This window comes from Actinoplanes sp. NPDC051475, assembly GCF_040689425.1.
Taxonomy (GTDB): Bacteria; Actinomycetota; Actinomycetes; order Mycobacteriales; family Micromonosporaceae; genus Actinoplanes.
Genome location: NZ_JBFAZZ010000004.1, coordinates 128,881 through 152,758 on the forward strand (window position 1 = coordinate 128,881; position 23,878 = coordinate 152,758).

Here is a 23,878-nt window from a genome sequence, read left to right on the forward strand (position 1 = left end):
AGGAAGGAACCGATGGCTGGCGTCAATCCGATCGGGCTGGACATCGGCTCGTCGTCCGTCCGCGCCGTGGAGGTCCGCCGCGCGAAGGACGAGTTCGACCTGGTCAACTTCGGCCAGGTGCCGCTGCCGCCCGGCACCATCCAGGCCGGCATCCTCGCGGAGCCGGCCGCCGTCACCTCGGCCCTCAAGCAGCTCTGGGCCGCCTGCAAGTTCAACACCAAGCGCGTCGTCCTCGGGGTCACCAACCCGCAGCTCGTGGTCCGCGAGGCCTCCGTCTCGAACATGCCGGCCAAGGAGATGCGCCGCTCGTTGCCCTTCCAGGTCCGCGACATGCTCCCGCTCGCGGTCGAGCGCTCCCTGCTGGACTTCTGGCCGCTCGAGGAGCCGGGCGACAATCCGACGGTCCGCGGCCTGCTCATCGCCATGCCCAAGGACGCGGTCATGGAGCTCGTCCACGCGGTCGAGCGGGCCGGCCTGCACGTCGTCAACGTGGACCTGGTCTCGTTCGCGCTGCTGCGGGCCGCGTCCCGGCTGGACGCCCAGGTCGAGGCGATCGTCGACATCGGTGCCGAGGTCACCAGCGTGATCGTGCACGTCGACGGCGAGCCGCTCATCGTCCGCACGGTTCCGCGCGGCGGCGCCGACATCACCAACAGCATCGCCACCCGGCTCGGCATCCCTGCCGCGGAGGCGGAGGCGCTCAAGTGCCGTTACGGGCTGCACGGAGACGGCCGCCCGGACACCGCGACAGCGGCCTCCGACGCGATCCGCCCGCTCCTCAGCGAGCTGCGCAGCTCCTTCACGTACCTCGCCTCGGGCGAGCGGCAGAAGCAGGTCACCCGGGTGTCGCTGTGCGGAGGCGGCGCCCTGATGCCCGGCCTGGCCGAGCACGTCCAGGAGCGGCTCGGCGTGTCCGTCGTCTACGCCGATACCGCCAGCCGGCTGCGGGACACCCGCAAGGCGCGCCAGCGCGGATTCGACAGCTTCATGCCCTCAGCCGCCGTGTCGGTCGGCCTCACTCTGGGAGCGCCGTCCTGATGGCCACCACCCTGATGCCCCTCGACCCCGCCGTGTCGGCGCAACGGCTCGCCGGGCTCGTGCCGATCTCGGCGAACCTTCTGCCGGAGGAGGTCGTCGCAAGCCGGCGGGCCAGCCGGATGCGGGCGTGGGTCATCGTCGTCGTCGTCCTCGTCGCCTGTCTGTGCGGTGTCTGGATCGTGGCCGCCAACCGCGAGAAGCAGGCGGCCTCCGAGGACCTCACGGCGGCCAACGGCGAGGTCGTCGACCTGCAGCGCGCTCAGCGGGAGTATTCGTCGGTGGTGACGCTGCGCAACGAGACCGAGCTGCTCAAGTCGCAGCTCAAGACCACGATGGCCAACGACCTGGACTGGGCCGGAATGCTCAGCATGTTGCGCAACACCGGGGAGCCGATGGACATCGTCGTCAACGGACTCACCGGCAAGCTCAACGACGCCGAGGGGGACCCGACGTCCGGCTCGCTGCCGAGCACCAGCAATGCCAACTCCATCGGCAATGTGGTCATCACCGGCGTGGCCCCGGACAAGGAGGCCGTCGCCGCGTACGTCGACGCCCTCGCCAAGGCACCCACCAACGCGAACCCGTACGTCACCGACGTCGCGACGGCCGACGGCAAGGTGACCTTCAGTCTCACCATCGACATCACCGGCACTGCGCTCTGCGGCCGGTTCGGGCAGCCCTGCACCGGGGGTAAGTGATGAGAGCGGGACGGCTCGACCGGCTCTGGATGATCATCGGTCTCCTGGTGATCGGCCTGCTGACGGCGGTGACGTACTTCGCCGTCGTCAGCCCCACCCGTGCCGAGGCCAACGAGCTCATCCAGCAGGCCGAGGGCGAACGGGACCAGGCGGTCTCCTCCCGCAGGCAGATCGCCAAGCTGGCCGAGGAGAAGAAGAACGAGGGCAAGCTGATCGCGACGCGGGACGCCTACCGGGACGCCCTGCCGTCCGGTTCCGGGGTTCCGGCCTTCCTGCGCCAGCTTCAGGCGTCGGGCACCGACCTCGGCGTGGACGTCAGCGGCATCACCGTCGGCACCCCCGCCGAGGCGAAGGGGGTGTCCGGTGTCTGGGAGATCCAGATCCAGCTCATCGCGGAGGGCGACGTGGGTGACCTCGACGACTTCCTGCGTCAACTGCAGGGCAGCGACCAGAAGCGCGCCGTCCTCGTCCAATCTGCTGGCCTCGAGATCGGAAACGGTGAGACGCCGACGCGGCTGAACCTCACCCTGACGGCGTTCGTCGCCCCGCCGGCCGGATCGGGTGCTCCTGCGGTCACGACCGACTGACCAATGGGCGACATCGAGGGCGCGATGCAGACGCCGGACGGTGCCTGGCGCGTCGAGGTGGTACGCCGCCGGAACACCCGCTGGTATCGCATCGTCCATGGGGAGGATGTCCTGGACTGGCTCTCCATCGCCGCCGTCGAACGCATTCTCGAGGAGGCCGGTGTCGAACGGCACCTTCTCGTCGAGGTCGATCCGACCGCCCCGCCGCGCCGTACGGCCTAATTCGCCCGAAATCCTCAACCCGGGACGCCGGCGTTCGATAGGAGCGGTGTCAGCTCCATATCAGTGAGGACAGGCATGTCGACCGATCGTGCAGTAACAACTCCCCCGCCGCCCGGCGACGAGGGGTTGTCGCTGCTCGAGGTGATGATGTCCATCTTCGTGATCGGCACGGTGATGGCGGCCGTGGCACCTTTCCTGGTCACCTCCATGGCCCTGAGCAACAGGCAGCGCTCCGATCAGGCGGCCGTCCAGGTCGCCAACGGCGGGATCGAACGGGTCCGCGCCCTCAAGGCACAGTCTCTGGCAGTGGGGCGCGACATGGCCACCGCGACGGCCCAGTGGACCACCGCCCCGAAGCAGGTCGCGGATCTGCTCGACCACACGCTGATGGTGACGGACCCGAAAGCCGGGCCTGACGACGGGCCCAAGGCGCCCCTGCCGACGGACGCCGTCGAGGTCACCATCAACAACACCGTCTACGAGCAGGAGTGGTACGTCGGGAACTGCTGGCAGGCGAAGGTCGCTCCCACTCCCGCCCCCACCGGCACGCCGACAGCGACCCCCTGCGACAAGACCGACACCGGCGTGCCGTTCTTCCGCGTCGTCGTGTCGGTGAAGTGGAAGCATGCCGCATGCCCGAACGACTGCATCTATGTGGCTTCCACCCTCGTCAGCAGGGCGACCGACCCCACCTTCGAGGCCAACCCGGCCCCGCCGAAGGTAGGAAAGGTTCTCACCCAGTACTCGTACGTCGACGACCCCGCCGTGTTGGATCCCGAGGTGGAACTCCAGATCAAGTCGAGCGGTGGCCACCTGCCGCTGACGTGGACCGCCACCGGGCTGCCGCCGGGGCTCGTCATGGATCCCGACTCCGGCATGATCTCCGGAAGTCCCACGGCGGCCGGAACGTACTCCAAGGTGACGGTCGCAGTCACCGACAAGGACGGCCTGAGCGACGACACGCAATTCGACTGGATCGTCTTCGACGACCTCGTCGTGGCCCCGCAGTCCGCCCGCTCGACCCGGAACAACACCGTCGTCAACGTGCCCATCCCGGCCACCGGGGGGCGCCCGGCGCTGACGTGGACCGCGACCGGCCTGCCTGCCGGCCTGACCATCAACGCCTCGACCGGTGTCATCACGGGCCGTACGGCGATGTCGGGTAGCGCCACCTCCAACACCACGATCACCGTGACCGACGCGGGCACCCCCACCCCGCGCGTGAAGTCCGTCGCCTTCGACTGGTACGTCGGGCCGGTGGTGACACCCCTGTCGCTCATGGGCTTCAGCCCGGCCCCCGTGGCGAAGGACACCGCGATCAACTACGACCTGAGCCCGCTGGCCAGCGGCGGCTTGAAGCCGTACACGTGGTCGGCGACGGGCCTTCCCAACGGCCTGACGATCAGTTCCGCCACCGGCCGGGTCACCGGAACGATGCTGTACGCGTCCCAGTACATCACCACCGTCACCGTCGCAGACAGCTCAGGTCAGACGAAGTCGATCGACATCACCGTCGAGGTGACGGCGGGCGGCAACGACATGCGAGTGACGTCGCCGTCCGGGAGCGCCGTGAGCACCCCGGTCAACCAGGCCCTCACCGCCACCACGGTCCCCACCGACTCCCTCGGCTCGAACCCGCCGTCCCACACATGGACCGCGGTCGGCCTGCCACCCGGCGTCGTCATCAGCAGCGGGGGTGCGATCACCGGGAAGCCGACCACGCGTGGCACCTACCGCGTCACCCTCATGGTGACGAACAACAAGAGCGACAGGGCCTACCTGGTGTTCGACTGGACCGTGACGTGACGCGCCCCGACGCACAGCCCGTCCGGGACGAGGACGGCTCCTCGCTCGCCGAGCTTCTGGTCACCATGGGCATCATGAGCGTGGTGATGATGCTGGTCACCGGCGCCATCCTCGAGGTGTACCGCTCCGTCCAGGTGACGGACACTCTGACGGCCGCGCAGGCGCAGCTCTCCGTCGCGTTCCAACGCTTCGACCGCCAGCTTCGCTACGCCACCTGGATCAACAAACCCGGCGTGCCGAGCGGCAGCCAGACCTGGTACGTGGAGTTCGCCAGCCAGGAGCGCGACCCGTCCACCGGCTTGGACGTCGACAAGTGCCGGCAACTACGGCTCGAGCTCAAGCCGACCGGAGCGGGCGCCGCCACGGACAAGGGCCTGCTCCAACTCATCGAATGGACTCCGGGCAGCAATCCGACCGTGGGTGCCCGAGGTGCCACCATCGCCTCGAACATCGACACCGCCGACCTCGCCTACGTGGAGGGCGAGGCCGGCAAGTCCGCACCGTTCGAGCTGCAGAGAGCCGGCGACAAGCCCTTCCCGGCCGCAGTCGCCGGCAGCGATTTCAGCTCGGAATACCAGCGCCTGCGCATCCACCTGAAGACCAGGGCGGCGGCCGGGACGGCGGAGATCGACACCACCTTCACCGCCGTGAACACCTCGCAGGCAAGCAATGATGCCCCGAACCAATGTAAGGGAGGGCGGCCCACATGATGGGGATCCGGCATCTGCTCCGGCGACGCCGCCACATCACCGGCCCGCACCGCGACGACGGATCCATGCCGATGGCCATCCTGGTCAGCATCATCGCCATGGGACTGAGCACCGCCGTCGCGCCGCTCATCGTCACGTCGATCACCAGCACGCAGACGGTCGGCGAACGCACCGAGTCGATCAACGCCGCCAATGACGGCCTCGACGCGGCGATGGCCCAGATGCGGGCGGCCGCGACCGCCGCGGGCGCCGGCGTGCTGACGGCCCTTCCCCCGTGCGAGATCACCGGTGCCGAGAGCGCCGACGGCCTGCGATACCGCGTGAAGATCACGTACTACGGCCTTCCCGTGGACCCCGACGACGAGTCGACCGCGAAGCCGATGAGCTGCCCGCCGACCGACGTGCCGACGAGGGCAGTCGTGACCGTGACCGGCACCGGCTCGGACGGTGCCCCACTCGTCGAAGGCTCCGGGGACACCCGGACCATCGAGGCCACGTACCGGTTCCAGCGAAATGTCGAGAACGTGTCCGGCGGCGCGATCCGGCTCGCCTCCCCCACGACCGACCAGCTGTGCATGGATAGTGGAAGCGACCCCGAGCCGGGCACCGGAGTGTTCTTGAAGGTGTGCAAGAACGGCGGCAGCAGCGAGCAGCGCTTCTCCTACACCAAGGACCTGAACATCAAGTTGATGGCATCGGAGTCCGTCGACTGGCCGAACGGCCTGTGCGTGGACGCGCCCACTCCGCACAAGCTGAAGGCCCCCACCGCCGTGTACTTCCAGGAGTGCCTCGGCCGGCAGGCCCGCCAGCAGTGGAGCCTTGACAACGGCTCAAGGTTCGAAGGCACCACGGACGGCGTCAACATGGACAGCTACTGCTTGAACGCCGGGACCCCTGGAACGGCCGGCCCGATCGTCATCGGTGACTGCAGCGGGGACCTCGGGACGAGCGTGTTCCGTCCGGACCCCAGTGCGGGAGCCGGCGGGGCGTCGTCCGACACCGGGCAGCTCGTCAACTTCAAGCAGTTCAGCCGCTGCCTGGACGTCACGAACTTCAAGGTCGACTCCCTGTACATGATCGTCTGGTTCTGCAAGCAGGCACCGGACGGCAACGTCGCCTGGAACCAGCAGTGGCACATACCGGCGGCGGCCACCAGCAAAGCCAGTGCGAAAGCGGGACAGATCCGTACTTCGGGCACCGGAAACCCCGGATACTGCCTGAAGCGGCCCGACGTCCCCGGCGGGCTCGTCACCGTGAAGGCCTGCAGCCCCAGCAACGACGACAACCCGCCGGCCGACCTGGCATGGACGGTGTACGGCGACACGGGCTACTCCGTGCTGAACTACAGCATCGTCGACAGCAGCGGCACCTACTGCCTGACGCCGACGGACCTGACCGTCGCCAATCCTGAGACCCACAGCGACGGCACCGCTAAGGTACGGACGGCTCTCTGCACCAGCTCGCACCTGCAGAAGTGGAACGCTCCGCCCACCTACGACAGGCCCAAGGCGCTGAGCAACACCAGGGAGAATTAGGGCAGGCGCCAGACGCCGGTCGGTCCGGCCGTGGTCGGGCAGGCGAGGTACGGCGCCCGGGCCTCGCAGCCGTACGGCGCCGCGGAGTCCAGCGATCCGACGGTGTGCACCTGGCCGTCGCCGGGATCCGTGACGCTCACCCAGGTCCGGCCGGCGATCCGGGTGTCGGCACGCAGCCCCACCTCCCCGACGGTGAAGGCGTGGCCCAGCCACCGCAGCACCGCGCCGGTCCAGGGGTCGATCACGACCGACTCGGGATCCTCCGACTGGTCGTACGCGATCAGTCCCTGCGGTGTGACCTGCGTGGCGCTCCAGGCGGGATCGGACCAGAGCACCGACCCGTCGGCCGGGTCCAGCCCGCTGACCCAGCGGGTGTCCGAGATGCATAGCACCGGGCCGCAGCCGTACACGGTACCCACCGGCCCGCCCGTGATCCGCCAGTCGACGGTCAGCGCCGGCAGTCCGTACGCGATCAGCGAAGTCCTCCCCCGCTCCCGCCGCGACACGTAGATGCGTTCCCCGGCGACCGCCACCGCCACGTAGTCGGCCAGCACCGTGCCGCGCAGTTGCGCCGGTGGCCGTACGCCCAGATCGCCCTCGCCGAGCAGCGCCCCGTCGGCGAACCGCAGCGTGGTGACGTGGCCGTCCCGGCCGATGACGACGATCCGGTCCGGGGTCTCCTCGACGTCGTTGCCGATCTCCGAGCGGTTGTCCACGATCCGGCTCCAGGCCTGCGCCCCGGTACGCGCGTCCACGACCGCCAGCCGCGCGGTCGTGTCCCCGATGTCGGTACGCAGCAGGACCTTGCCGTTCAGGAGGGCGACCGCCGAGGTGTCCGCCGACTCCAGGTGCCAGAGGATGGTGCCGTCGGCGGCGTCGAGAAACGTCATCCGCGGATCCGAACCGGAACGGGCGAGCAGCACCCCGGACGCCGCGTCGAGGGTCAGCGCCTGCACGTTCTGCGGGACGGCGGTCGCCCACGACTGGATGCCGGCCGGGAGGTCGTAACGGCGTACGCCGGACTCGCTGTTCGGGTTCTGCCCGAAGGTGGCCGTGTAGAGCGCGGACGGCCCGAGAGTGAACGCCGCGGCCGGCGTGCCCCCGCCGGCGGCCAGAACCGGCACCATCCCCGGCCCCGGCGGCGCCGCAGCGGCCGGACCGAGCAGCACTGCGGCCAGCACGCCCAGCACCAGGACCGGACGCGGCGGCACCAGCTGCCGATGCAGCGCCCCCGGCTCGGCCGTGGGACGCGGCGGCGCCACATCGAGGTCGATCAACGGTACGGCGTCCGGCACCTGTTCAGCATGCCCCGGATTTCCCGGCCACGGGTACGTCCGCCACCGCTTCGTGACGGTGAGTAGGCTGCCCGTATGTCCTATACGGTCCCGCCGACCCGTACGGCCGCCGTGGTGCGTCAGCTCCGCAATGAGATCGTGACGGGCGAGCTTCCGCCCGGCACCCTCATCAAGGACGCGGAACTCGCCGCCCGCCTCGGCGTCAGCATCACACCGGTCCGCGAGGCGATCGCTCAGCTCTCCGTCGAGGGCCTGATCGACATCGCACCCAACCGCACCCGCCACGTCACCAAGGTGACCCAGAAGAACGCCCTCGAGCTCATCGACGTGATGGGCGTGCTGGCCTGCGCCGGCTTCGAATGGGGGGTGGAGAACCTGACGCCCACCCACATCGACCTCATGCGCCAGCGCCAGCGGGAGTTCGTCGAGGGTCTGCGCTCCGGCAACGTCCTGGCGGCCGGCGCGGCCGGCGCGGACTTCAGCACCATCGCGATCCTGGCCAGCGGCAACCGCGAGCTGCAGTCGATGGTCGACCTCGTGGTCGCCCGGACGTTGCGGATCCTGGCGATGGGCGCGGAGAGCGACCTCTGGCAGACCTGGATCGCCGGCCACGAGGAGACTCTGGGCCTGCTCGACCGCGGCGACACCATGGGTGCCGTCAGCCGCTACAAGCAGATCTACGCCGACTTCCGGCAGAAGGTCGAACGCGAGCTCTTCCAGGAGTGAGCCGCGTCAGGCGAGCCGCGGCAGCAGCGGACCGAGCAGATCAAGAGCATTCCTTCGTACGGCGTAGCGCCCGATCCCCCATCGTTCACGGTGCCGGCGCACCGCCGAGACGATCTCGTCCTCGGTGCCCACGAGCACGAACGGCACCTCCGCGAGCTCGCCGACGCTGACGCCCAGCCGCTCGGCGTGCCCGGCGAGCACCGCCTCGGCGTCGTCGGTGATCTCGACCATCTGGACGAGCGCCTCGAGGGCCGCGTTCCCGCCCGCGCGGGCCAGCTCGACCTGCGCGTCGATCTCGGCGAGGCGCCACCGCGCGTCGTGCTGGTGCCCGTCGGCCTTCGTGGCCCCGAAGCCGGTCAGCCCCACGATGTCCGCGTGTTCGCCGGCCCAGCGCAGCAGCCGCGAGTTCGCCGTACCCATCAGCAGCGGGACCCGCTCCTGCACCGGCCGGGGCTGCGCGAGCACGGCGTTCAGCATCGTCAGCTCCGGGCCGGCGACGGTGACCGTCTCGCCCGCCAGCAGCCGTACCGTGGCATCGGCGACCGCGACGCACCGATCGACCCGGCCTTGCACGCCGGGCCGGACCCGGCCCACAGCGTCCCACTCGGCCGGGGCGTGACCGGCTCCGATGCCCAGCAGGGCCCGGCCCCCGGAAACCAGGTCCAACGTGGCCACGTCGGTGGCGAGCAGCATCGGCTCCCGAACCCCGCCGTTGGCGACGTACGACCCCAGCCTGATGGTCGAGGTGACGGCGGCGGCCGCGGCGAGAGCGACGAAAGGCGAGGCACACGAGCCCGGATGGTCGGCGGCGAGAAGGGTGTCGAACCCGGCCGCCTCGGCCCGCCGGGCCAGGTCCAGCCACTCGGCGGCATCGATCGGCTGCGCCTGGAGCGCGAAGTCGGCCATGCCGTAGATTCTGTCGGCGAACAGGGGGCGCCCGCCGGCCCGGCGAGGTCGGTTCCGCCGACAGCGCAACCATTCGCCACGTGCACCGGGGGTTCGTCAGAGAATCAGCCGACGCGCTCGGCGACCGGCTCCTGGCGCGCCCGCAGGAAGTCCCGGGTCCGGGCCCACCGCTCGGGGCACACCCCGCTGCGCCGCAGCGATCGCAGGGCAGCCTCGGCCGAGTAGACACCCAGCATGCCCGCCGCCCCGGCCACCACGGCCTGAAAAACCTCTGCCCACGTCAGTAGCACGATCACTCCCCCGGTAGCCCTACCGCTCCTGTTTCGGCGGAGCGGCCGCTGTGTTGACGAACGCGGCCGCCAAGCTACCGAACGCCATCCACTCCGCTACCGAATCGCGACCGCATCACACGGGCCCGCCACCGAATCCGATCTCGTTGCCGTCCGGATCCCGGAAGATCGCCTTCCGTACGCCGTTGTCATACGTCTCCTGCTCGACCGGTTCCAGCCCCCGTCCGGCGATCGCGGCCAGGCGGAGATCGAGGTCGCCGACGAAGAGGGTGTGCATGGCGTGCCCCGCATGCTCCGGCCGCACGTCGATGTACAGGTACCGGTTTTCGGCGAGCTCCCACACTGCCTCGGTGTCCTTGGGCAGGAACGCCGGCGGAACGCCGAGGAGTCGCTCGTACCAAGCCGCGGCAGCGGCGTAGTCGCGTACCGGAATACCCGCGAACAGGTCCACAGCCATGAGCGCATGCTAAGCCGTTGCCCTGTTCTCTATCCTGTGGCGCGTGATCGCTCCCCAGCAGATCGGGCCCTACCGTGTCGAGCGGCTGCTCGGCACGGGGTCCTTCGCCACTGTCTGGCTGGGCCACCACGCATCGCTCGGCGCCCACGTGGCGATCAAGGTGCTGGCCGAGAACTGGAGCCACGACCTGCGCGTGCGGGAGCGGTTCCAGCAGGAGGCCCGGCTGCTCTGGCGGCTCGATCACGACCGGGTCGTCCGGGTGCACTCGCTGGGCGAGCTGCCCGACGGCCGCCCGTACCTGGTGATGACCTGGGCAGACGGCGGCAGCCTGCGCGACCGGCTGGCCGGCGGCCCGATGCCGGTGGGCGGCGGCCTGCGGCTGCTGCAGGACATCGCCGCCGGCGTCGGCGTGCTGCACGACAACGGCATCGTGCACCGGGACCTGACTCCCGGCAACATCTTGTTCCGCTCCGGGCCGGCCGGGGAGGCGGAGCGGGTGGTGATCGCCGATCTGGGCCTGGCCAAGGCGCTCGCAGCGGCCTCGGGGCTCACCGCCCGCGCCGGCACTCCCGGCTACATGGCCCCCGAGCAGGACGACCCCCTGTCGGTCGTGGACACCCGCACCGACGTGTACGCCCTGGGCTGTCTCGGCGTGCGGCTTCTGGCGGCACGGGCCGAGGTGCCCCGGTCGCAGCTGCGGTTGCGGGCGGGCGTACCGGTCGGGGTCGCCGACGTGTTGCGTACCGCGACCGCGCACCGGCCCGCCGACCGGTTCCGGGACGCGGCCGGGTTCGCGGCGGCGCTGCAGCGGGCCGCGTCAGCCGGTGACCGGGCCGCACCATCGCGCCGACCCAGCCGGCCCGTGTTGGCGGCGGGTCTTCTGCTCGGGGCAGCGCTCACCGTCACATCGCTGGGTGCGGACGCCGTGGGCGGGCGATCGAGCGCGAGCGCGAGCGACACGACGGGGCGGATCACGGTCGCACTCCCACCGGGCTGGCGCGGCGACGGCCAGGGTTGGGAGGGGCAGCGAAACGCCGACGGCCGCCGGGATCCGGCACTGGTGATCTCCCCGGCGCCCCGGCGGTGGCTGTCTGACGAGGCGGTCCCGGGAGCATTCATCGGGGTGTCGCGCGGCCTCGCCGAGACCGGCACCGCCGCGGCGTTCGTGGCCGGGCGCGGCCATGACCGGTGTACGGCCGACCCGGTACGGACCAGTCGCGCGGCCGGGGTCGACTGGGTCGTGGCCCGGCACGTGTCATGCCAGGTCGGCAAGCCGGTCATCGTCGAGGCCGCCCAGGTGGTTCCCGGAGTGGGACTGGTGTACGTGCAGATCGCACCGCCCGCGAGCAGCCCGCCGGATTTCGTCGACACGCTGCTCGCCGGCATCGAGGTGCGGTAGGGCGCTACCGGCGCACCACGACCGTGAGCTCGACCGTACGGTCGTCCTCGCCCTGCGGGAAGCTCAGCGTGACGGTGCCGGGGCGCACGAACTGGATGGCGTGCACTCCGCCTCCGTAGAACCCCCTCACCAACGATTCCGGTACGGCGTCCAGCAGGCCGGGTCCGAGGTGCCGCAGCCGCAGCAGGCCACCGACGCTGATGCACAGCGAAGGCGGTAGGGGCTGTTCCTGCGCGTCCAGAGCGGTTTCCACCGCACCTAGGCACGCCGGCGTCGTCTTGGTCGCGGGTGCGGACTTCGACGGCGGTGCCGAGAACGCCGCGGCTCGGGGTGGCGCGTCGACCGGCAGTGGCGACACCGGCTCGGATCCGCATGCGGCGGTGGTGGCGGCCACGCCGAGGGCGAGAGCACCCAGGGCGGCGAGTCGGCTGATCAAGGGGCGGTGCATGGCGGTGGCTCCTTCGGTTGTCGAACCTTGCACCCTGTTCGTCACGGCGCCACCGTCATTTGTTCGACCTGTGTTGCAGGTCACTTTTCTCGTCGTCGAGGTGCCCGCGGAGCCGGCGGCGGGCCTCGTGGATGCGGGACTTCACCGTTCCCTCCGCCAGGTCGAGGCTGGTCGCGATCTCGGCGTAGCTGAGGCCGATGACGTCGCGCAACGCCACCGGTTCGGCGAGCTGGGGGCCGAGGCGTTCCAGCGCGTCGAGCAGATCGAGCCGGGTGCCGGCCACGACGCTGGTCCGCTGCGGGTCCGGCCGCTCGGGCAACGGTCCGCTCGCCTCGGCGAGGAAACGCCGCCGTAGCACCTGGTACGTCGTGCGGGAGCGGTTCGCCGCGATCCGGTACAGCCACGTCCGGAAGGCGGACCGGCCCTCGAAGTTGGCGATCCCCTGCGCCACCGCGAGCAGCGTGTCCTGGCAGGCCTCCTCGGCGTCCTCACGGTTGGGCAGAAAACGCGCACAGACCCGTAGCACCTCGGGACGCACCGCCGCGAGGAGTTCTTCCAGGGCACCCGGGTCGTGGGCCGCCGCCGCGGCCAGGCGGCCCAGGTCGGGCGGTGCGGTCATGGCTCGATCCTTCCCGGGCGCCACCGCTGCGCGGCGTGGATCGGCAGCGTAGCGGGTTCAGCTTTGCCCCGTGGCTGCCGATCTCGGAAAGGTGTGAGCTCCTCGACGGTTTCCCTGGACCATCGGATGGGCGTGGGCGGCAGCACCGCCGTCACCGCCGACCAGGCTGCGACCGAGGCCGTCCGCGCCGCCCTCGGGGGACGCCGGCCCACCACGGACGACCTCGTCCTGATCTTCCCGACCGTGGATTACGACCCGCACGAGTTCCTGCGGGCGGCCCGCCGCGAGGCCGGCGCCGCGCGGGTGCTGGGCTGCAGCTCGTTCGGCTGGCTGACCGGGGCGGCGCAGGGCACCGTCGGGTGCAGCGCGGCATACCTGCCCGCCGGCGGACTGTCGTTCGGCGTGGCGGTGGCGGATTCCCTCGGCTCCGACCTGTACGCGGTGGCCCGCGAAACCACCCAGACGGCTCGGGCACGCGCCGGCGCCGGACATCCGCACAACACGCTCCTCGTGCTGTCCGACGGGCTGGCCGGCGACCAGCGCGAGGTCATGCGCGGGTGCTACGCGGCCGCCGGCGCCGCGGTGCCGGTCATCGGCGGCAGCGCGGGCGAGAACCTGACCCAGGTCGCCACCTACCAGTACGGCGACGAGCGGGTGCTGACCAACGGCCTGATCGTGGTCTGGATCGGCTCGCCGACCCCCGTGGGCGTCGGCACGGCACACGGCTGGCATCCCGTGGGCGACACCATGATCGTGACGCGGGCCGTCGGCAACATCATCCACGAGCTGGACGGCCGGCCCGCAGCCGAGGTCTATTTCGACAAGCGGGCCGCCGTCACCGGCGACGCCCCGCAGCCGGGTGCCCGCGAGGGGTTTCTGGCCGGCGCGGTGATGGACGGGCCGCTGGGGCTGCCCACCGCGGCGGGCCGGTTCGACGTCCGGCACATCCTGGGCCCCACCGAGGACGGCGGGCTGGCGATGTTCGGTTACGTCAGCGACCACTCCGTCGTCCAGATCATGCGCAGCGAGCCGGCCGATCTCATCGCCGCCGCCGGGACGGCCGCCAGGGCCGCCGCCGCCCGGCTGACGACCGCCCCGCGCGGCTCCCTGGTCTTCGGGTGCACCGCCCGCGTCGACCTGCTCGGCGAGGCCGGGATGCGCGCCGAGACGGACGCGATCACCGGCGCCCTGGCGGGCGTGCCCACCTGCGGCTTCTACACGTACGGCGAGTTCGCCCGGGTCTCGGGTTCGACCGGTTTCCACAACGCCTCCGTCGCCGTGCTGGCGCTGTGACCGCGGCGGTCGAGCAGATGAACCCGTCGGGCGCCGAAGCCGACCGGCTGCGCGAGGAGAACCGGGTCCTGCGCGAGCAGATCGCGGCCGCCCAGTCGGGCGCGGCGCGGTCGCTCTCCCGGGCCACCCGCCTGGCACAGGTCGTCAGCGTGCTGGGACAGGTCGCCGACGCCGACGAGACCGGGGACCGGATCGCCGCCGAGGTGGCTGAGCTGTTCGGCGCGGACATCGTCGCCATGTGGCTGTCCGGTCAGGCAGGGCTCGCGGTGGCCGCGCACTGCGGCGTACCGGCCGAGGACCTGCCCGTCGACGCCGGGATGCTACCGGCCGGCGTCCTGGACCTGCCGTCCACCGCGCCGCTGCTGGTCGGCGCCGCGGGTGAGGTACCCCTGCCGTCCTGGCTGGCGGCGTACTGCCTGGAACAGGTCGTCTGGGCGCGCCTGGAGGCCTCCGGCGGCCTGCTCGGCTACATGCTCGTCGCGCGGCAGGAGCCGGTGGCGTTCGACAGCTCCGACGTGCTCGAGCTGCGTGCCGTCACCGCTCGCATCGCGCTGGCCATCGACCGCTCCCGGCTGCACCGCCGGACCCAGGACCAGGTACGTCAGCTGCGCCGGCTCCAGGAGTTCACGGCCCGGCTCGCCGGCATGCTCGACCGTACGGAAATCGCCCGCTCACTGGCCGACGTGATCGCCGCCGAGACGGGCTGCGGGTGTGTGTCCGTACACCTGGCAGAGCTTTCGGACGCCGGACCGGCGGCCACCGCGGGCTCCGGCTGCACCGTGACCGGCGTGCCGGCGGCCGACCGCGTCCGGGCGCTCCCGCTGCGCGCGGGCGGCCGGCAGGTGGGCCGCTTGGTGGTGCACGACGCACCATCGGCCGACAGCGAGGCCGACGCTCTGCTGCACCACCTCGCCGACCTCGGCGGCCTGGTGCTGGACAAGGCGATGCTCTTCGAGACGGTCCGCAAGCAGGCCCACCGCGACGCGCTCACGGGCCTGGCGAACCGTTCCCTCTTCACCGAGCGCCTGACCGCGTCCCTCGCCGCCGCCGAGGCCACCGGCGCCGGCCTCGCGGTCGTCTTCATCGACCTCGACGGCTTCAAGCAGGTCAACGACACGCTCGGGCACGAGGTCGGCGACCTGCTGCTGACCCACGTGGCCTGGCAGTTGCAGGACGCCGCCGGGCCGCAGGACACCGTCGCCCGCCTCGGCGGCGACGAGTTCGTGGTGCTCACCACCGGGGCCACCACGCCCGGGGAAGCGGCGGAGTTTGCCGAGCGGCTGGAGGCGGCGGTACGCGAACCGCTGGCCCTCGCCTGCGGCGAACTGACGGCGTCGGCGAGCTTCGGCCTGGCCACCGCCGACGACTGCGGATACCACGCCGAAGCCCTGCTGCGCCACGCCGACCGAGCCATGTACGACCGCAAGCGGCAGAACCGGACGCCGGCCGAGGTCTGAAGGGCGTTCAGCCCAAGGATGCGCTCGCCGTCCGCAACTCGTTCAGGGCCGCCAGGGTGTAGCGGGCGAGTTCTTCCTTGGTGCCCTGGTCGCTCTCGGACCATTCGACGTACCCCCGCTTGAAGGCGAGGACGCCCAGCTCGCCCGCGATGGCCGCCGTGGCATCGGGCACGCCGCGGGCGACCAGGGCGGTCGTCATCGCGGCCGCGAGGCTGACGGTCTTGAGGACGTCGCGCTCCTGCAGTTCGGCGCTGGCGGCAACGGCCGCCTTCAGGCGCGGGGCGAGTTCACGATTCATGGGACCCATCGCGCTCGAGGCACGCTCGAGACCGGCGGCGACGGCCGCCAGCGGGCTGGCGTCTCCGGGCGCATCGGCAATCCCCTCGGCCAGCAACCGGCTCAGTGTCTCCTGCCCGGCCACCAGCAGCTCCCGCTTGTCGGGGAAGTGCCGGAAGAAGGTGCTCTTCGTGACCCCGGCGCGCTCGGCGATCTGCGCGACCGTCGTGGCGTCGTACCCCTGCTCGGTGAACAGGTCGACGGCAGCCACGACGAGACGTTCGCGTGCCCCAGGTTCCCACCGCCCCATGGGCCCATCATAAGTGATGGGACTCTTGTCCCGTCACGGTGCTAGCGTGATAGGACAAGAGTCCCATCACTGGTAGGAGAGTGCCATCCACGTCTTCGTCACGGGCGGCACCGGTCTCATCGGTTCCGCCGTCGTCACCGAACTGCTCGGCAACGGCCACACCGTCCTCGCGCTCGCCCGCTCCGACGCGTCCGCACGGGCCGCCGAAGCGGCCGGCGCCCAGCCGCTGCTAGGAGCCCTCGCCGATTTGGACCTCCTCCGCACCGGCGCAGCTCGGACCGATGGAGTAATCCATTTGGCCTTCGGCAACGACTTCAGCAGCGCCGACGCCCTCGCGAGGACAGTCGCCGAGGAGAGCGCCGCGCTGACCGCACTGAGTGAGGAACTCGTCGGCAGCGGCCGGCCCCTCGTCACCGTCTCGGGTACGCCCTACGCGCCGGGCCGCCCCTCCACTGAGGCCGACCCGCTGCCGACCGACGGGCCGGTGGGTGGTCGCGGTCGTACGGTCACGGCGGTGCTGGGCCTGGCCTCGCGCGGAGTCCGGAGCACGGCCGTACGGATGCCGCGTACGGTCCACAACGAGGGCAGGGGCGGGTTCGCGGGTTTGCTGACCGAGACCGCGCGCCGCACCGGAGTGTCCGGCTACCCGGGCGACGGCGCCCAACGCTGGCCGGCTGTGCACGCACTCGACGCGGCGGTGCTCTTCCGGCTGGCCCTGGAGGCGGCGCCGGCCGGCACCTCCTGGCACGCCGTGGCCGACGAGGGCGACAAGGTGCGGGACATCGCCGCGGTCATCGGCCGGCGGCTGGGCCTGCCGGTCACGGCGGCGCCACCCGAGACCTACGGCCCCCTCGGCCCCATCTTCGCGACCGACCAGCCCTCATCCAGTGCGCACACCCGGGAGGCGCTCGGCTGGGAGCCGAAGCACCCGAGCTTGCTGGAGGATCTGGAGAACATCCAGCCCTGACCGGCACAAACGAAAACGCCCGGACGTCTGTCCGGGCGTTTTGCAAGGGTGGAGCTGAGGGGACTCGAACCCCTGACCCCCACACTGCCAGTGTGGTGCGCTACCAGCTGCGCCACAGCCCCTTGCACATGTCTCCATGCGTGTCCGGTCTCCCGGGCACTCACGGAATAGTACACACCCTACCGATCCCCTCCGCATGGAGGTCCTCAGTTCAGCGACACGTCCGGGGGGAAGTGCGCGACCGCCGCGAGGATGTCGCCCTGGCGGCGCAGGACCATGGCCCAGAGGTCGTCCGGGCGGTTCACGAAGGGGTCTCCCGGGAGGGCGTCGAACACGAACCAGGACCCCGACGAGATCTCGTCCTCGAGCTGCCCCGGGGACCAGCCCGAGTAGCCCGCGAACACCCGGATGCCCGCCACGCTCTCGCGCAGCCGGTCGGGATCGGCGGAAAGGTCCACCGTGCCGAGGGCGCCGGCGACCTGGTGGAAGCCGGAGACCCGCTTCTTCACCTCCGGGCGGGTGCGGGCCAGGCAGATGGCCGACTCGGGCTGGACCGGGCCGCCCTCGAAGAGGACCGCCGGGTCGCCGGCGAGGGAGCCCCAGTCGCCCAGGACGTCGGCGACCGGGACCTCGGTCGCGCGGTTCAGCACCACGCCGAGGGCCCCGCCGGTCTCATGGGCCACGAGCAGCACGACCGTACGGTCGAAGTTGGGGTCTTTCAGAGTCGGCGTCGCGACCAGCAGTTGCCCGGTCATCGACTCCACCGACCGACCTCCGATGCGCTGCTCTTCACTGAACACGTCTGCCCTGCCTTCCCACCATGCTTGGACATTAGCTTGCGGTTCCGGCCACCGATAAGGTCTGCGCATGAACGAGCGACCCTCAGAGGCGGAGATCGGCGTCATCGGCGGATCGGGGCTCTACGCGCTGCTCGACGGTGCCACCGAACGCGAGGTGTCCACGCCGTACGGTGCCCCGTCGGATCCGGTCACGATCGCCGAGGTGGGCGGCCGCCGGGTGGCGTTCCTGCCGCGGCACGGCCGCGACCATCGCTTCCCACCGCACAAGATCCCCTACCGGGCCAATCTGTGGGCGTTGCGCTCCTTGGGGGTACGCCAGATCGTGGCTCCCTGTGCCGTCGGTGGCCTGCGCCCTGAGCTGGGGCCGGGCACCTTCGTCGTGCCGGACCAGCTCATCGACCGGACGAGCGGACGGGAGCAGACGTTCTACGACACGGGAGCCGTACACGTGTCGTTCGCGGACCCGTATTGCCCCGACGGCCGCCGGGCCGTCCTGACGGCCGCGGAGGGAGTGAATCCGGTCGACGGCGGCACCATGGTGGTGGTCGAGGGGCCGCGGTTCTCGACCCGGGCGGAGTCGCGCTGGTTCACATCGATCGGCGGGACGATCATCAACATGACAGGTCACCCGGAAGCGGTACTCGCCAGGGAACTGGGCCTCTGCTACACGGCCATCGCTCTGGTGACCGACCTGGACGCCGGCGTGGAGGGCGACCACGGGGTCACCATGCAAGAGGTCTTCCAGGTCTTCGCGGACAACACCGCGAAGCTCCGCGATGTCCTGCTGGATGCCGTGACACGCCTGCCCGCGGAGCGTACGTGCGCCTGCGGGAAGGCCCTGGACGGCATCAAGCTCCCGATCGACCTGCCCTGACGGACGACCTCAGCCGGCGCGGCGCCTGGTGCGCGGGCTCTCCGCCGTACGCAGGCGCGAGCCGGCAGGCTTCGCCAGGTACATGGCCGTGTCCGCGCGTTCCATGACGTCCTCGGGGCTCTGGCCGGGCTCGGCGACCGCCAGACCCACCGTGCCCTTCCCGCGTACCGGGCCGCAGCTCAGCGGGAACGGCCGTACGAGAGTCTCCCGGACCGCGCCCGCGGCGGCCTCCGCCTCGGCGGCCGACGCGTGCGGAAGCAGCACCGCGAACTCGTCCCCACCCAGGCGGGCGACGGTGGCCTGGTCGTCCACGGCCGACCGGATCCGCTCGGCCACGCCGACCAGCAGCTCGTCACCGATCTTGTGACCGTGGGTGTCGTTGACCGCCTTGAAGTCGTTGAGGTCGATCAGCAGCAGCCCGTACGGCATCTCCGTACGCTGCACCAGGTGGAGCCGCTCGAACAGCATCCGGCGGTTCGGCAGCCCGGTGAGCATGTCGAAGTAGGCGGCCTGGTGCAGGTGCTGCTCGTACAGGCGCTGAGCGGTCACGTCGAGCAGGGCGAGCACGACACCGGAGCCGGCGCCGATCCCTCCGGCGACCGGCATGGTCTGCACCTTGAGCTGCCGCGTGGACCCGTCGGAGCGCACCAGCTGCACCTCGAGCTTGGCCCGGGTCGCGTCGGCGACCACGTCCCGCAGATCCACCGGCCGCCCTTCGACGTCCTGCAGGCGCAGATCACCCAGCTGCGGCTCGCGGCTTCCGGTCCACCCCGCCAGTTCCGCGACGGCGGGATTGGCCAGCACCACGGTGCCCGAGGTGTCCGCAACCATGACGGGGAACGGCAACTCACTCAGTACGGCGCCCAGCAACACATTCTGCGCCTGCTGCTGCTCCTGGATGCGCAGCATCAGCGTGCGCGTCCCGTACACGAGAAGACTGGTCGTCGGCAGCGAGATCATGGCGCCCGGCACCGCTTCCACCAACGGGAACAGCCCGATGGCGAGCAGCCAGGTCCCCAGATATCCGGCCTGTGACAGCACCAGCCGCCGGAGCCCGCCGATCGCCGCGCGGAACAGCACCGACATGAAGAAGATGCTGATGACGGGGTGCACCGCGGTCACCTGTGAGAGCAGCAGAAGGACGCCGCCGAGCTCGAGCGCGTCGACCCATACGGGCACCGGCCGCCCCCGCCGGAACTCCACCAAGCGAAGTCCGAGCCCGAAGGCCTGCACGGCTGCACACACCACAACGGCGCAGACACCTGCGCCCATGTGCCCCACCTGCACCGTCAGCCCCAACGAACTCAACGCCAGCGCGAGGAGGAACGTCAGGCGCAGCGACCGAGTGAGGTCCCGCCGTACCAACAACCGCAACCGCACGTAGCCGGCGCGCAGCGCTTCTCCCACCATGGCAAGACCATCGCCCCCGCGATTGCCGGCCACAGGTCCCCCGCAGGTGCAATCCCGTTGTGCAGGTGCCGCGGGGCGACGACGTCACGTCGCCGCCCCGCCCCCGATGGGGGTCGACCGCTCGCCCTCGTCCGGGTTACGGGCGTTGGCCGACCTCGTCGACGATGGCGGTCCGCAGCAGCGCGGACTCGTAGATCACCTTGCCCGGCTTCGGATTCGGTCCGAGCCGGATCTGGGCGGTCCCCTTGTCCCTGTCCGGCGAGCGGACCACCTTCGCGCCGGTCAGATCGAGCTCGGCCCCGATGATGTTGTGCCCGAGATATTCGTAGCTGGCCGGGTCGAAGACCAGCTCCTGACGGGCGCCCGCCTCAGTGCGCGTCACCGCGACGCCGGACCGCCCGGCGGCATCGGCCACGTTGCGGCGCACCTGCACGCCCGCGATTCGCCCGGCGGCGAGGAAGGCAGCCTCCTGCACGGCCGGCAGGTGGTTCTCGGACAGGATTTCGGCGATCTCGGTGAACGCACGCTGGTCGGCGGAGAGCCGGACGAATCCGCGGGGACTGCCCTTCTGCCCTCCGTCGATGGACACCCACTCCGGGTCAGCGGCCGCGACCGAGTACACGTACGCCAGCAGGCCGGCAGCGTCGGTGGGGACGCTCCCAGGCCGATAGGCCGGCTCGGGCGTGCAAGCGACCTCGGGCGTGGTCTCCGGCCGGTCGATCGTCTGTGCCTGCCGGCCGTTCGTGCAGCCGTCGACATGGGTACGGGTGGGCGACCTCCGTGCGGGCGGCGCCGCTTCCTGGATCACGAGCCCGTCGCGGGTGCCGTCCACCGACAGCCAGGTCCGCGTGCGCAGCGGCCCGGAGACCGTGGTCTCGCCGGAGCGGATCTCGCCGTTGCGATCCTTCCTCAGGTCGATCCTCGACTCGATCTCGAGGGAGTCGATGAACACGAACTGGTTCGCCCGGGCGTCCATCACCGAGCTGGCAGCTGCATGCTGGGCCGCCAGCAGCAAGACCTGCTCGGCGCCCGGCGGGGTCAGCGGCACGGCGCCCGGCCCGGCTTTGACGTCCGCTCCGCGGCCGGGAGGTGCCGGTTGGCCACCCGCGATGTCGGCCAGCTGTCCGGCCACCAGGGCGGCGGCGACAGCCGCCGCGGCGACAGCGGGCGCGCCGAGCCCCCAAGCCAGGCGCACTCCGCTCAGCCTGGACAGCAGCCGCTGTCGACGGACCGGGTGCCGCATCCCGTTCATCACCCGGTGGCGCATTTCAGCCGGTGGCTGGTCCTGCGCCGGGGCCAGACTCGCCCCGAATTCCTCAAGAACGGACAGGTCAGAGTTCATCGTTCTCCTCCATGGTCGTGGTCGGGTCGAACCCGCCCATTGCCTTGCGGACCTTTCGCCGGGCCCGGTTGAGCCGGGAACCCACCGTGCCCTGAGGGATGTTCAAGGCATCGGCCACCTCGTCGTAGCTCAGCTGCCCCCACGCCACCAGCAACAGGACATCGCGGTCGCCCGGCGCCAGGCCGGCCAGGGCAGCGGCCAGCGGACCCCGTGCCGCGTCGGCGACCACCCTGGCTGCCACCCGGTCGGCCGGACCGTCCTGCACGGTTTCGTACGTCGAGCGGGCCATGGCCCGGTAGCGCGCCTGCTCCCGCCGATGCTGGGTGGCGATCTCCCGGGTGAGGATGCCGAACAACCAGGGCCGGGCGTCCTGGCGGTCAAGGTCGTAGGACGCCCGGCCACGGAACGCCGAGAGGAACGCCTCCGCCACCACATCGTCGGCGACCTCGGCGCCTACCCGTTGATACGCATAGCGGTACAGCATTCCGGCGTACCGGTCGTAGATGGACGCGAACCTGTCCGGATCCGCCAACGACGCGCGGATGACCGCGGCGTCCGTGTCGGCGTTGGTTCCGGCCGCTGCCTGCGTCACCGCAGCCATGAGTGACCTGGCCGTTCCATGACGTCGAACTCCTGTCGTCGGGTTACGTTCCACCCGTGTCTACGCGTGAGGCCCGATCCGTCTTCATCCTCGTACGCGCCGGGTCCGCGGGGCACGGCCAGTGGGCCGCGACGCGCCACGCCCTGGAGCAGACATGACGAGAGGCCCCGGTCCGCTTCTCGCGGACTCAGGGCCTCTGCCTCTGGTGGAGGTGCCGGGAATCGAACCCGGGTCCTTCGTTGTTTCGTCAGGGCTTCTCCGAGCGCAGCTCACTATGCCTCTACTCGGCCCCACCGTTCACGTGAGCAAGATGGTGTGACGGGCCCAGTCGCTGATTAATCTCGCCGCACGGTCCCCGCGACCGGGACCGATTGGCCAACCTCCTAGCTGATGCCGGAGATCTGAGCCGGAGGTGTGCTCAGTCCGACAGACTTGCTACTTACCTCAGGCGGCAAGAGCGAAGTCAGCGCGGGAGTTATCCTTGGCGCTTATTGTTTTCCGACGACCGATTCTCGAGACGACGTCGGCTTCCTCGGCTCGCTTCCCCTGTCTCCACGTACGAAGTCGAAACCAGTCACCCCCTCGTAGCGCCGCCGCGGCTGCGGCAGCCGTACAAGCCTAACGCGTCGCCGCCCGGACTTCATTCCGGTATCAGTCCGTACGGCAGGGCGTGCCGTTCACCACGCAGCCGGTCGGGCGCGCGCCGGTTCGTGAGTGCTGGGTGGCTTGGAAGCCGAAGGTGGCGGTTGCGCCCGGCGCCAGGTCGGCGGCGGTGAAGGTCCAGGTGTCCCCGGCGTGGCTGACTTGGGCGTTCCAGGCGTTGGTCACGACCACTCCGGCGCGGGACGGGTAGGTGACGCTCACGCGCCAGCCGTGGGTGGATCGGCCGGTGTTGGTGACCTGGACCGCGCCGATGAAGCCGGTGTCCCAGGTTGCTCCGGTGCGGTAGTGGGCGGCGAATGAGGCTGACGGGGCCGGGGACAACTTCTTGGGTACGGCTGATTTCGGCGCCGCGGAGGGGCGCGTCGGCGAGGAGCGCACCGGGCGAGGCGACGTACGGGACACGGCAGGCGAAGGCGCGACCACCGGGATCGTCGACGGCAGGACGTAGCCGGCGTCGGCAACGGGCGAGGACGGCGGCACGATCAGCATCGGAGCCTGGCGCTCGTTGGGGCCGGCCGCCCGGACCGCGACCCACGCCACCAGGATCACGAGCAGGGTCGCGGCAGCGGCGATGAACGAGTAGCGGGGCAGGCCGAACTGTCCTGTCGTGTGCTTGCCGGACAACGGCGGTCCCTTCGCGCGGTGAAGTAGGCCGCGGCGAGGTTACCCGTCAATCCATGCCCTTGCTCCGGCGCCCCATGGCGCGCTGGATTTCCTTGCTGGCGTCCCTGGCGGCGAGGTCCTGGCGCTTGTCGTACGCCTTCTTGCCCTTGGCCAGGCCGAGCTCGACTTTCGCGTACCCGTTGTGGAAGTAGACCTGGAGCGGCACGAGGGTGACGCCGTCGTCGCGGAGCTTGCCCATCAGCTTGCTGATCTCCTCGCGCTTGAGGAGCAGCTTGCGGGTGCGGCGCGGTTCGTGGTTGGTCCAGGTGCCCTGGGTGTACTCGGGGATGTGCATTCCGTGCAGGAAGATCTCGCCGTTGTTCTCGTGGCCGAAGGCGTCGACCAGCGAAGCCCGCCCCGCGCGCAGCGACTTGACCTCGGTGCCGGTGAGCGCCATGCCGGCCTCGTAGGTGTCGAGGATCGCGTAGTCGTGCCGCGCTTTACGGTTGGAGGCAACTACTTTGCGCCCCTGCTCGCGCGGCATCG

General features: G+C 70.8%; 26 protein-coding genes, 1 tRNA gene and 1 other RNA gene. 13 read left to right on the top strand and 15 right to left on the bottom strand.

The features are described 5' to 3' along the window. Positions 1-12 precede the first annotated feature (12 nt). The 7 genes from pilM to AB0368_RS10110 all read left to right on the top strand — a co-directional run bounded on the left by pilM (position 13) and on the right by AB0368_RS10110 (position 6,596). Complete coding sequence (gene pilM, locus AB0368_RS10080) at positions 13-1,038, top strand: type IV pilus assembly protein PilM (RefSeq protein WP_366153462.1); 1,026 nt, start codon at positions 13-15, stop codon at positions 1,036-1,038. Continuing rightward, complete coding sequence (locus tag AB0368_RS10085; protein ID WP_366153463.1) at positions 1,038-1,736, top strand: hypothetical protein; 699 nt, start codon at positions 1,038-1,040, stop codon at positions 1,734-1,736. The genes pilM and AB0368_RS10085 overlap by 1 nt, the downstream gene beginning before the upstream one ends. Next, positions 1,736-2,323: a hypothetical protein gene (locus AB0368_RS10090; RefSeq protein WP_366153464.1), complete on the top strand. Its 588-nt coding sequence runs from the start codon at positions 1,736-1,738 to the stop codon at positions 2,321-2,323. Before AB0368_RS10085 ends, AB0368_RS10090 begins: the two co-directional genes overlap by 1 nt. Before the next feature lie 3 nt (positions 2,324-2,326). After that, positions 2,327-2,545, top strand: a complete 219-nt coding sequence (locus AB0368_RS10095) for a hypothetical protein (protein WP_366153465.1) — start codon at positions 2,327-2,329, stop codon at positions 2,543-2,545. Between the two features lie 75 nt (positions 2,546-2,620). Next, positions 2,621-4,351, top strand: a complete 1,731-nt coding sequence (locus AB0368_RS10100) for a putative Ig domain-containing protein (protein WP_366153466.1) — start codon at positions 2,621-2,623, stop codon at positions 4,349-4,351. Then, positions 4,348-5,061, top strand: a complete 714-nt coding sequence (locus AB0368_RS10105; protein ID WP_366153467.1) for a hypothetical protein — start codon at positions 4,348-4,350, stop codon at positions 5,059-5,061. Before AB0368_RS10100 ends, AB0368_RS10105 begins: the two co-directional genes overlap by 4 nt. Continuing rightward, positions 5,058-6,596, top strand: coding sequence for a ricin-type beta-trefoil lectin domain protein (locus AB0368_RS10110; RefSeq protein WP_366153468.1), 1,539 nt, complete (start codon positions 5,058-5,060; stop codon positions 6,594-6,596). The genes AB0368_RS10105 and AB0368_RS10110 overlap by 4 nt, the downstream gene beginning before the upstream one ends. Here AB0368_RS10110 and AB0368_RS10115 read toward each other — a convergent pair. Then, positions 6,593-7,891 (bottom strand): PQQ-binding-like beta-propeller repeat protein, encoded by a 1,299-nt coding sequence (locus tag AB0368_RS10115; protein WP_366153469.1) that lies wholly within the window; start codon positions 7,889-7,891, stop codon positions 6,593-6,595. The genes AB0368_RS10110 and AB0368_RS10115 overlap by 4 nt on opposite strands. 75 nt (positions 7,892-7,966) lie before the next feature. On the opposite strand from AB0368_RS10115, the gene AB0368_RS10120 reads away from it, so the two are divergent. Then, positions 7,967-8,617, top strand: coding sequence for a GntR family transcriptional regulator (locus tag AB0368_RS10120; protein WP_366153470.1), 651 nt, complete (start codon positions 7,967-7,969; stop codon positions 8,615-8,617). Positions 8,618-8,623: 6 nt separating this feature from the next. On the opposite strand, the gene AB0368_RS10125 is transcribed toward AB0368_RS10120, so the two are convergent. The 3 genes from AB0368_RS10125 to AB0368_RS10135 form a co-directional block, all read right to left on the bottom strand. Then, positions 8,624-9,523 (bottom strand): LLM class flavin-dependent oxidoreductase, encoded by a 900-nt coding sequence (locus AB0368_RS10125; protein WP_366153471.1) that lies wholly within the window; start codon positions 9,521-9,523, stop codon positions 8,624-8,626. 104 nt (positions 9,524-9,627) lie between these two features. Beyond that, positions 9,628-9,813, bottom strand: a complete 186-nt coding sequence (locus AB0368_RS10130; RefSeq protein WP_366153472.1) for a hypothetical protein — start codon at positions 9,811-9,813, stop codon at positions 9,628-9,630. Positions 9,814-9,928: 115 nt separating this feature from the next. After that, positions 9,929-10,270 carry a VOC family protein gene (locus tag AB0368_RS10135; RefSeq protein WP_366153473.1) on the bottom strand — a complete coding sequence of 114 codons (342 nt, stop codon included), beginning with the start codon at positions 10,268-10,270 and terminating at the stop codon, positions 9,929-9,931. Positions 10,271-10,313: 43 nt separating this feature from the next. Between AB0368_RS10135 and AB0368_RS10140 the strand changes: the two genes are divergently transcribed. Further along, the gene (locus AB0368_RS10140) at positions 10,314-11,669 is read left to right on the top strand and encodes a serine/threonine-protein kinase (RefSeq protein ID WP_366153474.1); all 1,356 of its coding nucleotides are present in this window, start codon (positions 10,314-10,316) and stop codon (positions 11,667-11,669) included. Positions 11,670-11,673: 4 nt separating this feature from the next. On the opposite strand, the gene AB0368_RS10145 is transcribed toward AB0368_RS10140, so the two are convergent. Both AB0368_RS10145 and AB0368_RS10150 read right to left on the bottom strand, forming a co-directional pair. Then, on the bottom strand, positions 11,674-12,117 hold the full coding sequence (locus AB0368_RS10145) for a hypothetical protein (RefSeq protein ID WP_366153475.1): 444 nt from the start codon (positions 12,115-12,117) through the stop codon (positions 11,674-11,676). A gap of 55 nt (positions 12,118-12,172) precedes the next feature. Next, the gene (locus tag AB0368_RS10150; RefSeq protein WP_366153476.1) at positions 12,173-12,736 is read right to left on the bottom strand and encodes an RNA polymerase sigma factor; all 564 of its coding nucleotides are present in this window, start codon (positions 12,734-12,736) and stop codon (positions 12,173-12,175) included. 132 nt (positions 12,737-12,868) lie between these two features. Between AB0368_RS10150 and AB0368_RS10155 the strand changes: the two genes are divergently transcribed. Both AB0368_RS10155 and AB0368_RS10160 read left to right on the top strand, forming a co-directional pair. Beyond that, entirely contained in the window at positions 12,869-14,029 is a 1,161-nt protein-coding gene (locus AB0368_RS10155) for an FIST N-terminal domain-containing protein (protein ID WP_366153477.1), read from the top strand. Further along, positions 14,026-15,486, top strand: coding sequence for a sensor domain-containing diguanylate cyclase (locus AB0368_RS10160; protein WP_366153478.1), 1,461 nt, complete (start codon positions 14,026-14,028; stop codon positions 15,484-15,486). The genes AB0368_RS10155 and AB0368_RS10160 overlap by 4 nt, the downstream gene beginning before the upstream one ends. Before the next feature lie 7 nt (positions 15,487-15,493). Here AB0368_RS10160 and AB0368_RS10165 read toward each other — a convergent pair whose 3' ends face one another. Beyond that, positions 15,494-16,033, bottom strand: coding sequence for a helix-turn-helix domain-containing protein (locus tag AB0368_RS10165; RefSeq protein ID WP_366153479.1), 540 nt, complete (start codon positions 16,031-16,033; stop codon positions 15,494-15,496). Positions 16,034-16,157: 124 nt separating this feature from the next. Between AB0368_RS10165 and AB0368_RS10170 the strand changes: the two genes are divergently transcribed. Next, entirely contained in the window at positions 16,158-17,039 is an 882-nt protein-coding gene (locus AB0368_RS10170; protein WP_366153767.1) for an NAD-dependent epimerase/dehydratase family protein, read from the top strand. Positions 17,040-17,088: 49 nt separating this feature from the next. Here the strand turns inward: AB0368_RS10170 and AB0368_RS10175 are convergent. Together AB0368_RS10175 and AB0368_RS10180 are read right to left on the bottom strand one after the other, a co-directional pair. Next, positions 17,089-17,161 (bottom strand) — tRNA-Ala (locus AB0368_RS10175). Positions 17,162-17,245: 84 nt separating this feature from the next. Next, a complete protein-coding gene (locus AB0368_RS10180) occupies positions 17,246-17,794 on the bottom strand; it encodes a YqgE/AlgH family protein (RefSeq protein WP_366153481.1) in 549 nt (182 codons plus the stop codon). 112 nt (positions 17,795-17,906) lie between these two features. On the opposite strand from AB0368_RS10180, the gene AB0368_RS10185 reads away from it, so the two are divergent. Continuing rightward, positions 17,907-18,713, top strand: coding sequence for an S-methyl-5'-thioadenosine phosphorylase (locus AB0368_RS10185; RefSeq protein ID WP_366153482.1), 807 nt, complete (start codon positions 17,907-17,909; stop codon positions 18,711-18,713). A gap of 9 nt (positions 18,714-18,722) precedes the next feature. Here the strand turns inward: AB0368_RS10185 and AB0368_RS10190 are convergent, their stop codons facing one another. From AB0368_RS10190 to smpB, 6 genes are all read right to left on the bottom strand, one after another. Then, positions 18,723-20,123 (bottom strand): diguanylate cyclase, encoded by a 1,401-nt coding sequence (locus AB0368_RS10190; RefSeq protein WP_366153483.1) that lies wholly within the window; start codon positions 20,121-20,123, stop codon positions 18,723-18,725. 136 nt (positions 20,124-20,259) lie between these two features. After that, a complete protein-coding gene (locus AB0368_RS10195; protein ID WP_366153484.1) occupies positions 20,260-21,465 on the bottom strand; it encodes a CU044_5270 family protein in 1,206 nt (401 codons plus the stop codon). Beyond that, a complete protein-coding gene (locus AB0368_RS10200) occupies positions 21,455-22,066 on the bottom strand; it encodes an RNA polymerase sigma factor (RefSeq protein WP_366153485.1) in 612 nt (203 codons plus the stop codon). Before AB0368_RS10200 ends, AB0368_RS10195 begins: the two co-directional genes overlap by 11 nt. 203 nt (positions 22,067-22,269) lie before the next feature. After that, positions 22,270-22,648: a transfer-messenger RNA gene (gene ssrA, locus AB0368_RS10205) on the bottom strand. A 69-nt stretch (positions 22,649-22,717) separates the two neighbouring features. Then, on the bottom strand, positions 22,718-23,353 hold the full coding sequence (locus AB0368_RS10210; RefSeq protein WP_366153487.1) for a cellulose binding domain-containing protein: 636 nt from the start codon (positions 23,351-23,353) through the stop codon (positions 22,718-22,720). 46 nt (positions 23,354-23,399) lie between these two features. Continuing rightward, entirely contained in the window at positions 23,400-23,876 is a 477-nt protein-coding gene (gene smpB / locus AB0368_RS10215) for an SsrA-binding protein SmpB (RefSeq protein WP_366153488.1), read from the bottom strand. Positions 23,877-23,878: the final 2 nt, after the last annotated feature.

Excerpts from the sequence above, each read along its gene's own strand:
- pilM (WP_366153462.1), top strand. The coding sequence starts at position 13 with ATGGCTGGCGTCAATCCGATCGGGCTGGACATCGGCTCGTCGTCCGTC.
- AB0368_RS10085 (WP_366153463.1), top strand. The coding sequence starts at position 1,038 with ATGGCCACCACCCTGATGCCCCTCGACCCCGCCGTGTCGGCGCAACGG.
- AB0368_RS10090 (WP_366153464.1), top strand. The coding sequence starts at position 1,736 with ATGAGAGCGGGACGGCTCGACCGGCTCTGGATGATCATCGGTCTCCTG.
- AB0368_RS10095 (WP_366153465.1), top strand. The coding sequence starts at position 2,327 with ATGGGCGACATCGAGGGCGCGATGCAGACGCCGGACGGTGCCTGGCGC.
- AB0368_RS10100 (WP_366153466.1), top strand. The coding sequence starts at position 2,621 with ATGTCGACCGATCGTGCAGTAACAACTCCCCCGCCGCCCGGCGACGAG.
- AB0368_RS10110 (WP_366153468.1), top strand. The coding sequence starts at position 5,058 with ATGATGGGGATCCGGCATCTGCTCCGGCGACGCCGCCACATCACCGGC.
- AB0368_RS10120 (WP_366153470.1), top strand. The coding sequence starts at position 7,967 with ATGTCCTATACGGTCCCGCCGACCCGTACGGCCGCCGTGGTGCGTCAG.
- AB0368_RS10125 (WP_366153471.1), bottom strand. The coding sequence starts at position 9,523 with ATGGCCGACTTCGCGCTCCAGGCGCAGCCGATCGATGCCGCCGAGTGG.
- AB0368_RS10135 (WP_366153473.1), bottom strand. The coding sequence starts at position 10,270 with ATGGCTGTGGACCTGTTCGCGGGTATTCCGGTACGCGACTACGCCGCT.
- AB0368_RS10145 (WP_366153475.1), bottom strand. The coding sequence starts at position 12,117 with ATGCACCGCCCCTTGATCAGCCGACTCGCCGCCCTGGGTGCTCTCGCC.
- AB0368_RS10150 (WP_366153476.1), bottom strand. The coding sequence starts at position 12,736 with ATGACCGCACCGCCCGACCTGGGCCGCCTGGCCGCGGCGGCGGCCCAC.
- AB0368_RS10180 (WP_366153481.1), bottom strand. The coding sequence starts at position 17,794 with ATGACCGGGCAACTGCTGGTCGCGACGCCGACTCTGAAAGACCCCAAC.
- AB0368_RS10185 (WP_366153482.1), top strand. The coding sequence starts at position 17,907 with ATGAACGAGCGACCCTCAGAGGCGGAGATCGGCGTCATCGGCGGATCG.
- AB0368_RS10190 (WP_366153483.1), bottom strand. The coding sequence starts at position 20,123 with ATGGTGGGAGAAGCGCTGCGCGCCGGCTACGTGCGGTTGCGGTTGTTG.
- AB0368_RS10195 (WP_366153484.1), bottom strand. The coding sequence starts at position 21,465 with ATGAACTCTGACCTGTCCGTTCTTGAGGAATTCGGGGCGAGTCTGGCC.
- AB0368_RS10200 (WP_366153485.1), bottom strand. The coding sequence starts at position 22,066 with ATGGCTGCGGTGACGCAGGCAGCGGCCGGAACCAACGCCGACACGGAC.
- smpB (WP_366153488.1), bottom strand. The coding sequence starts at position 23,876 with ATGCCGCGCGAGCAGGGGCGCAAAGTAGTTGCCTCCAACCGTAAAGCG.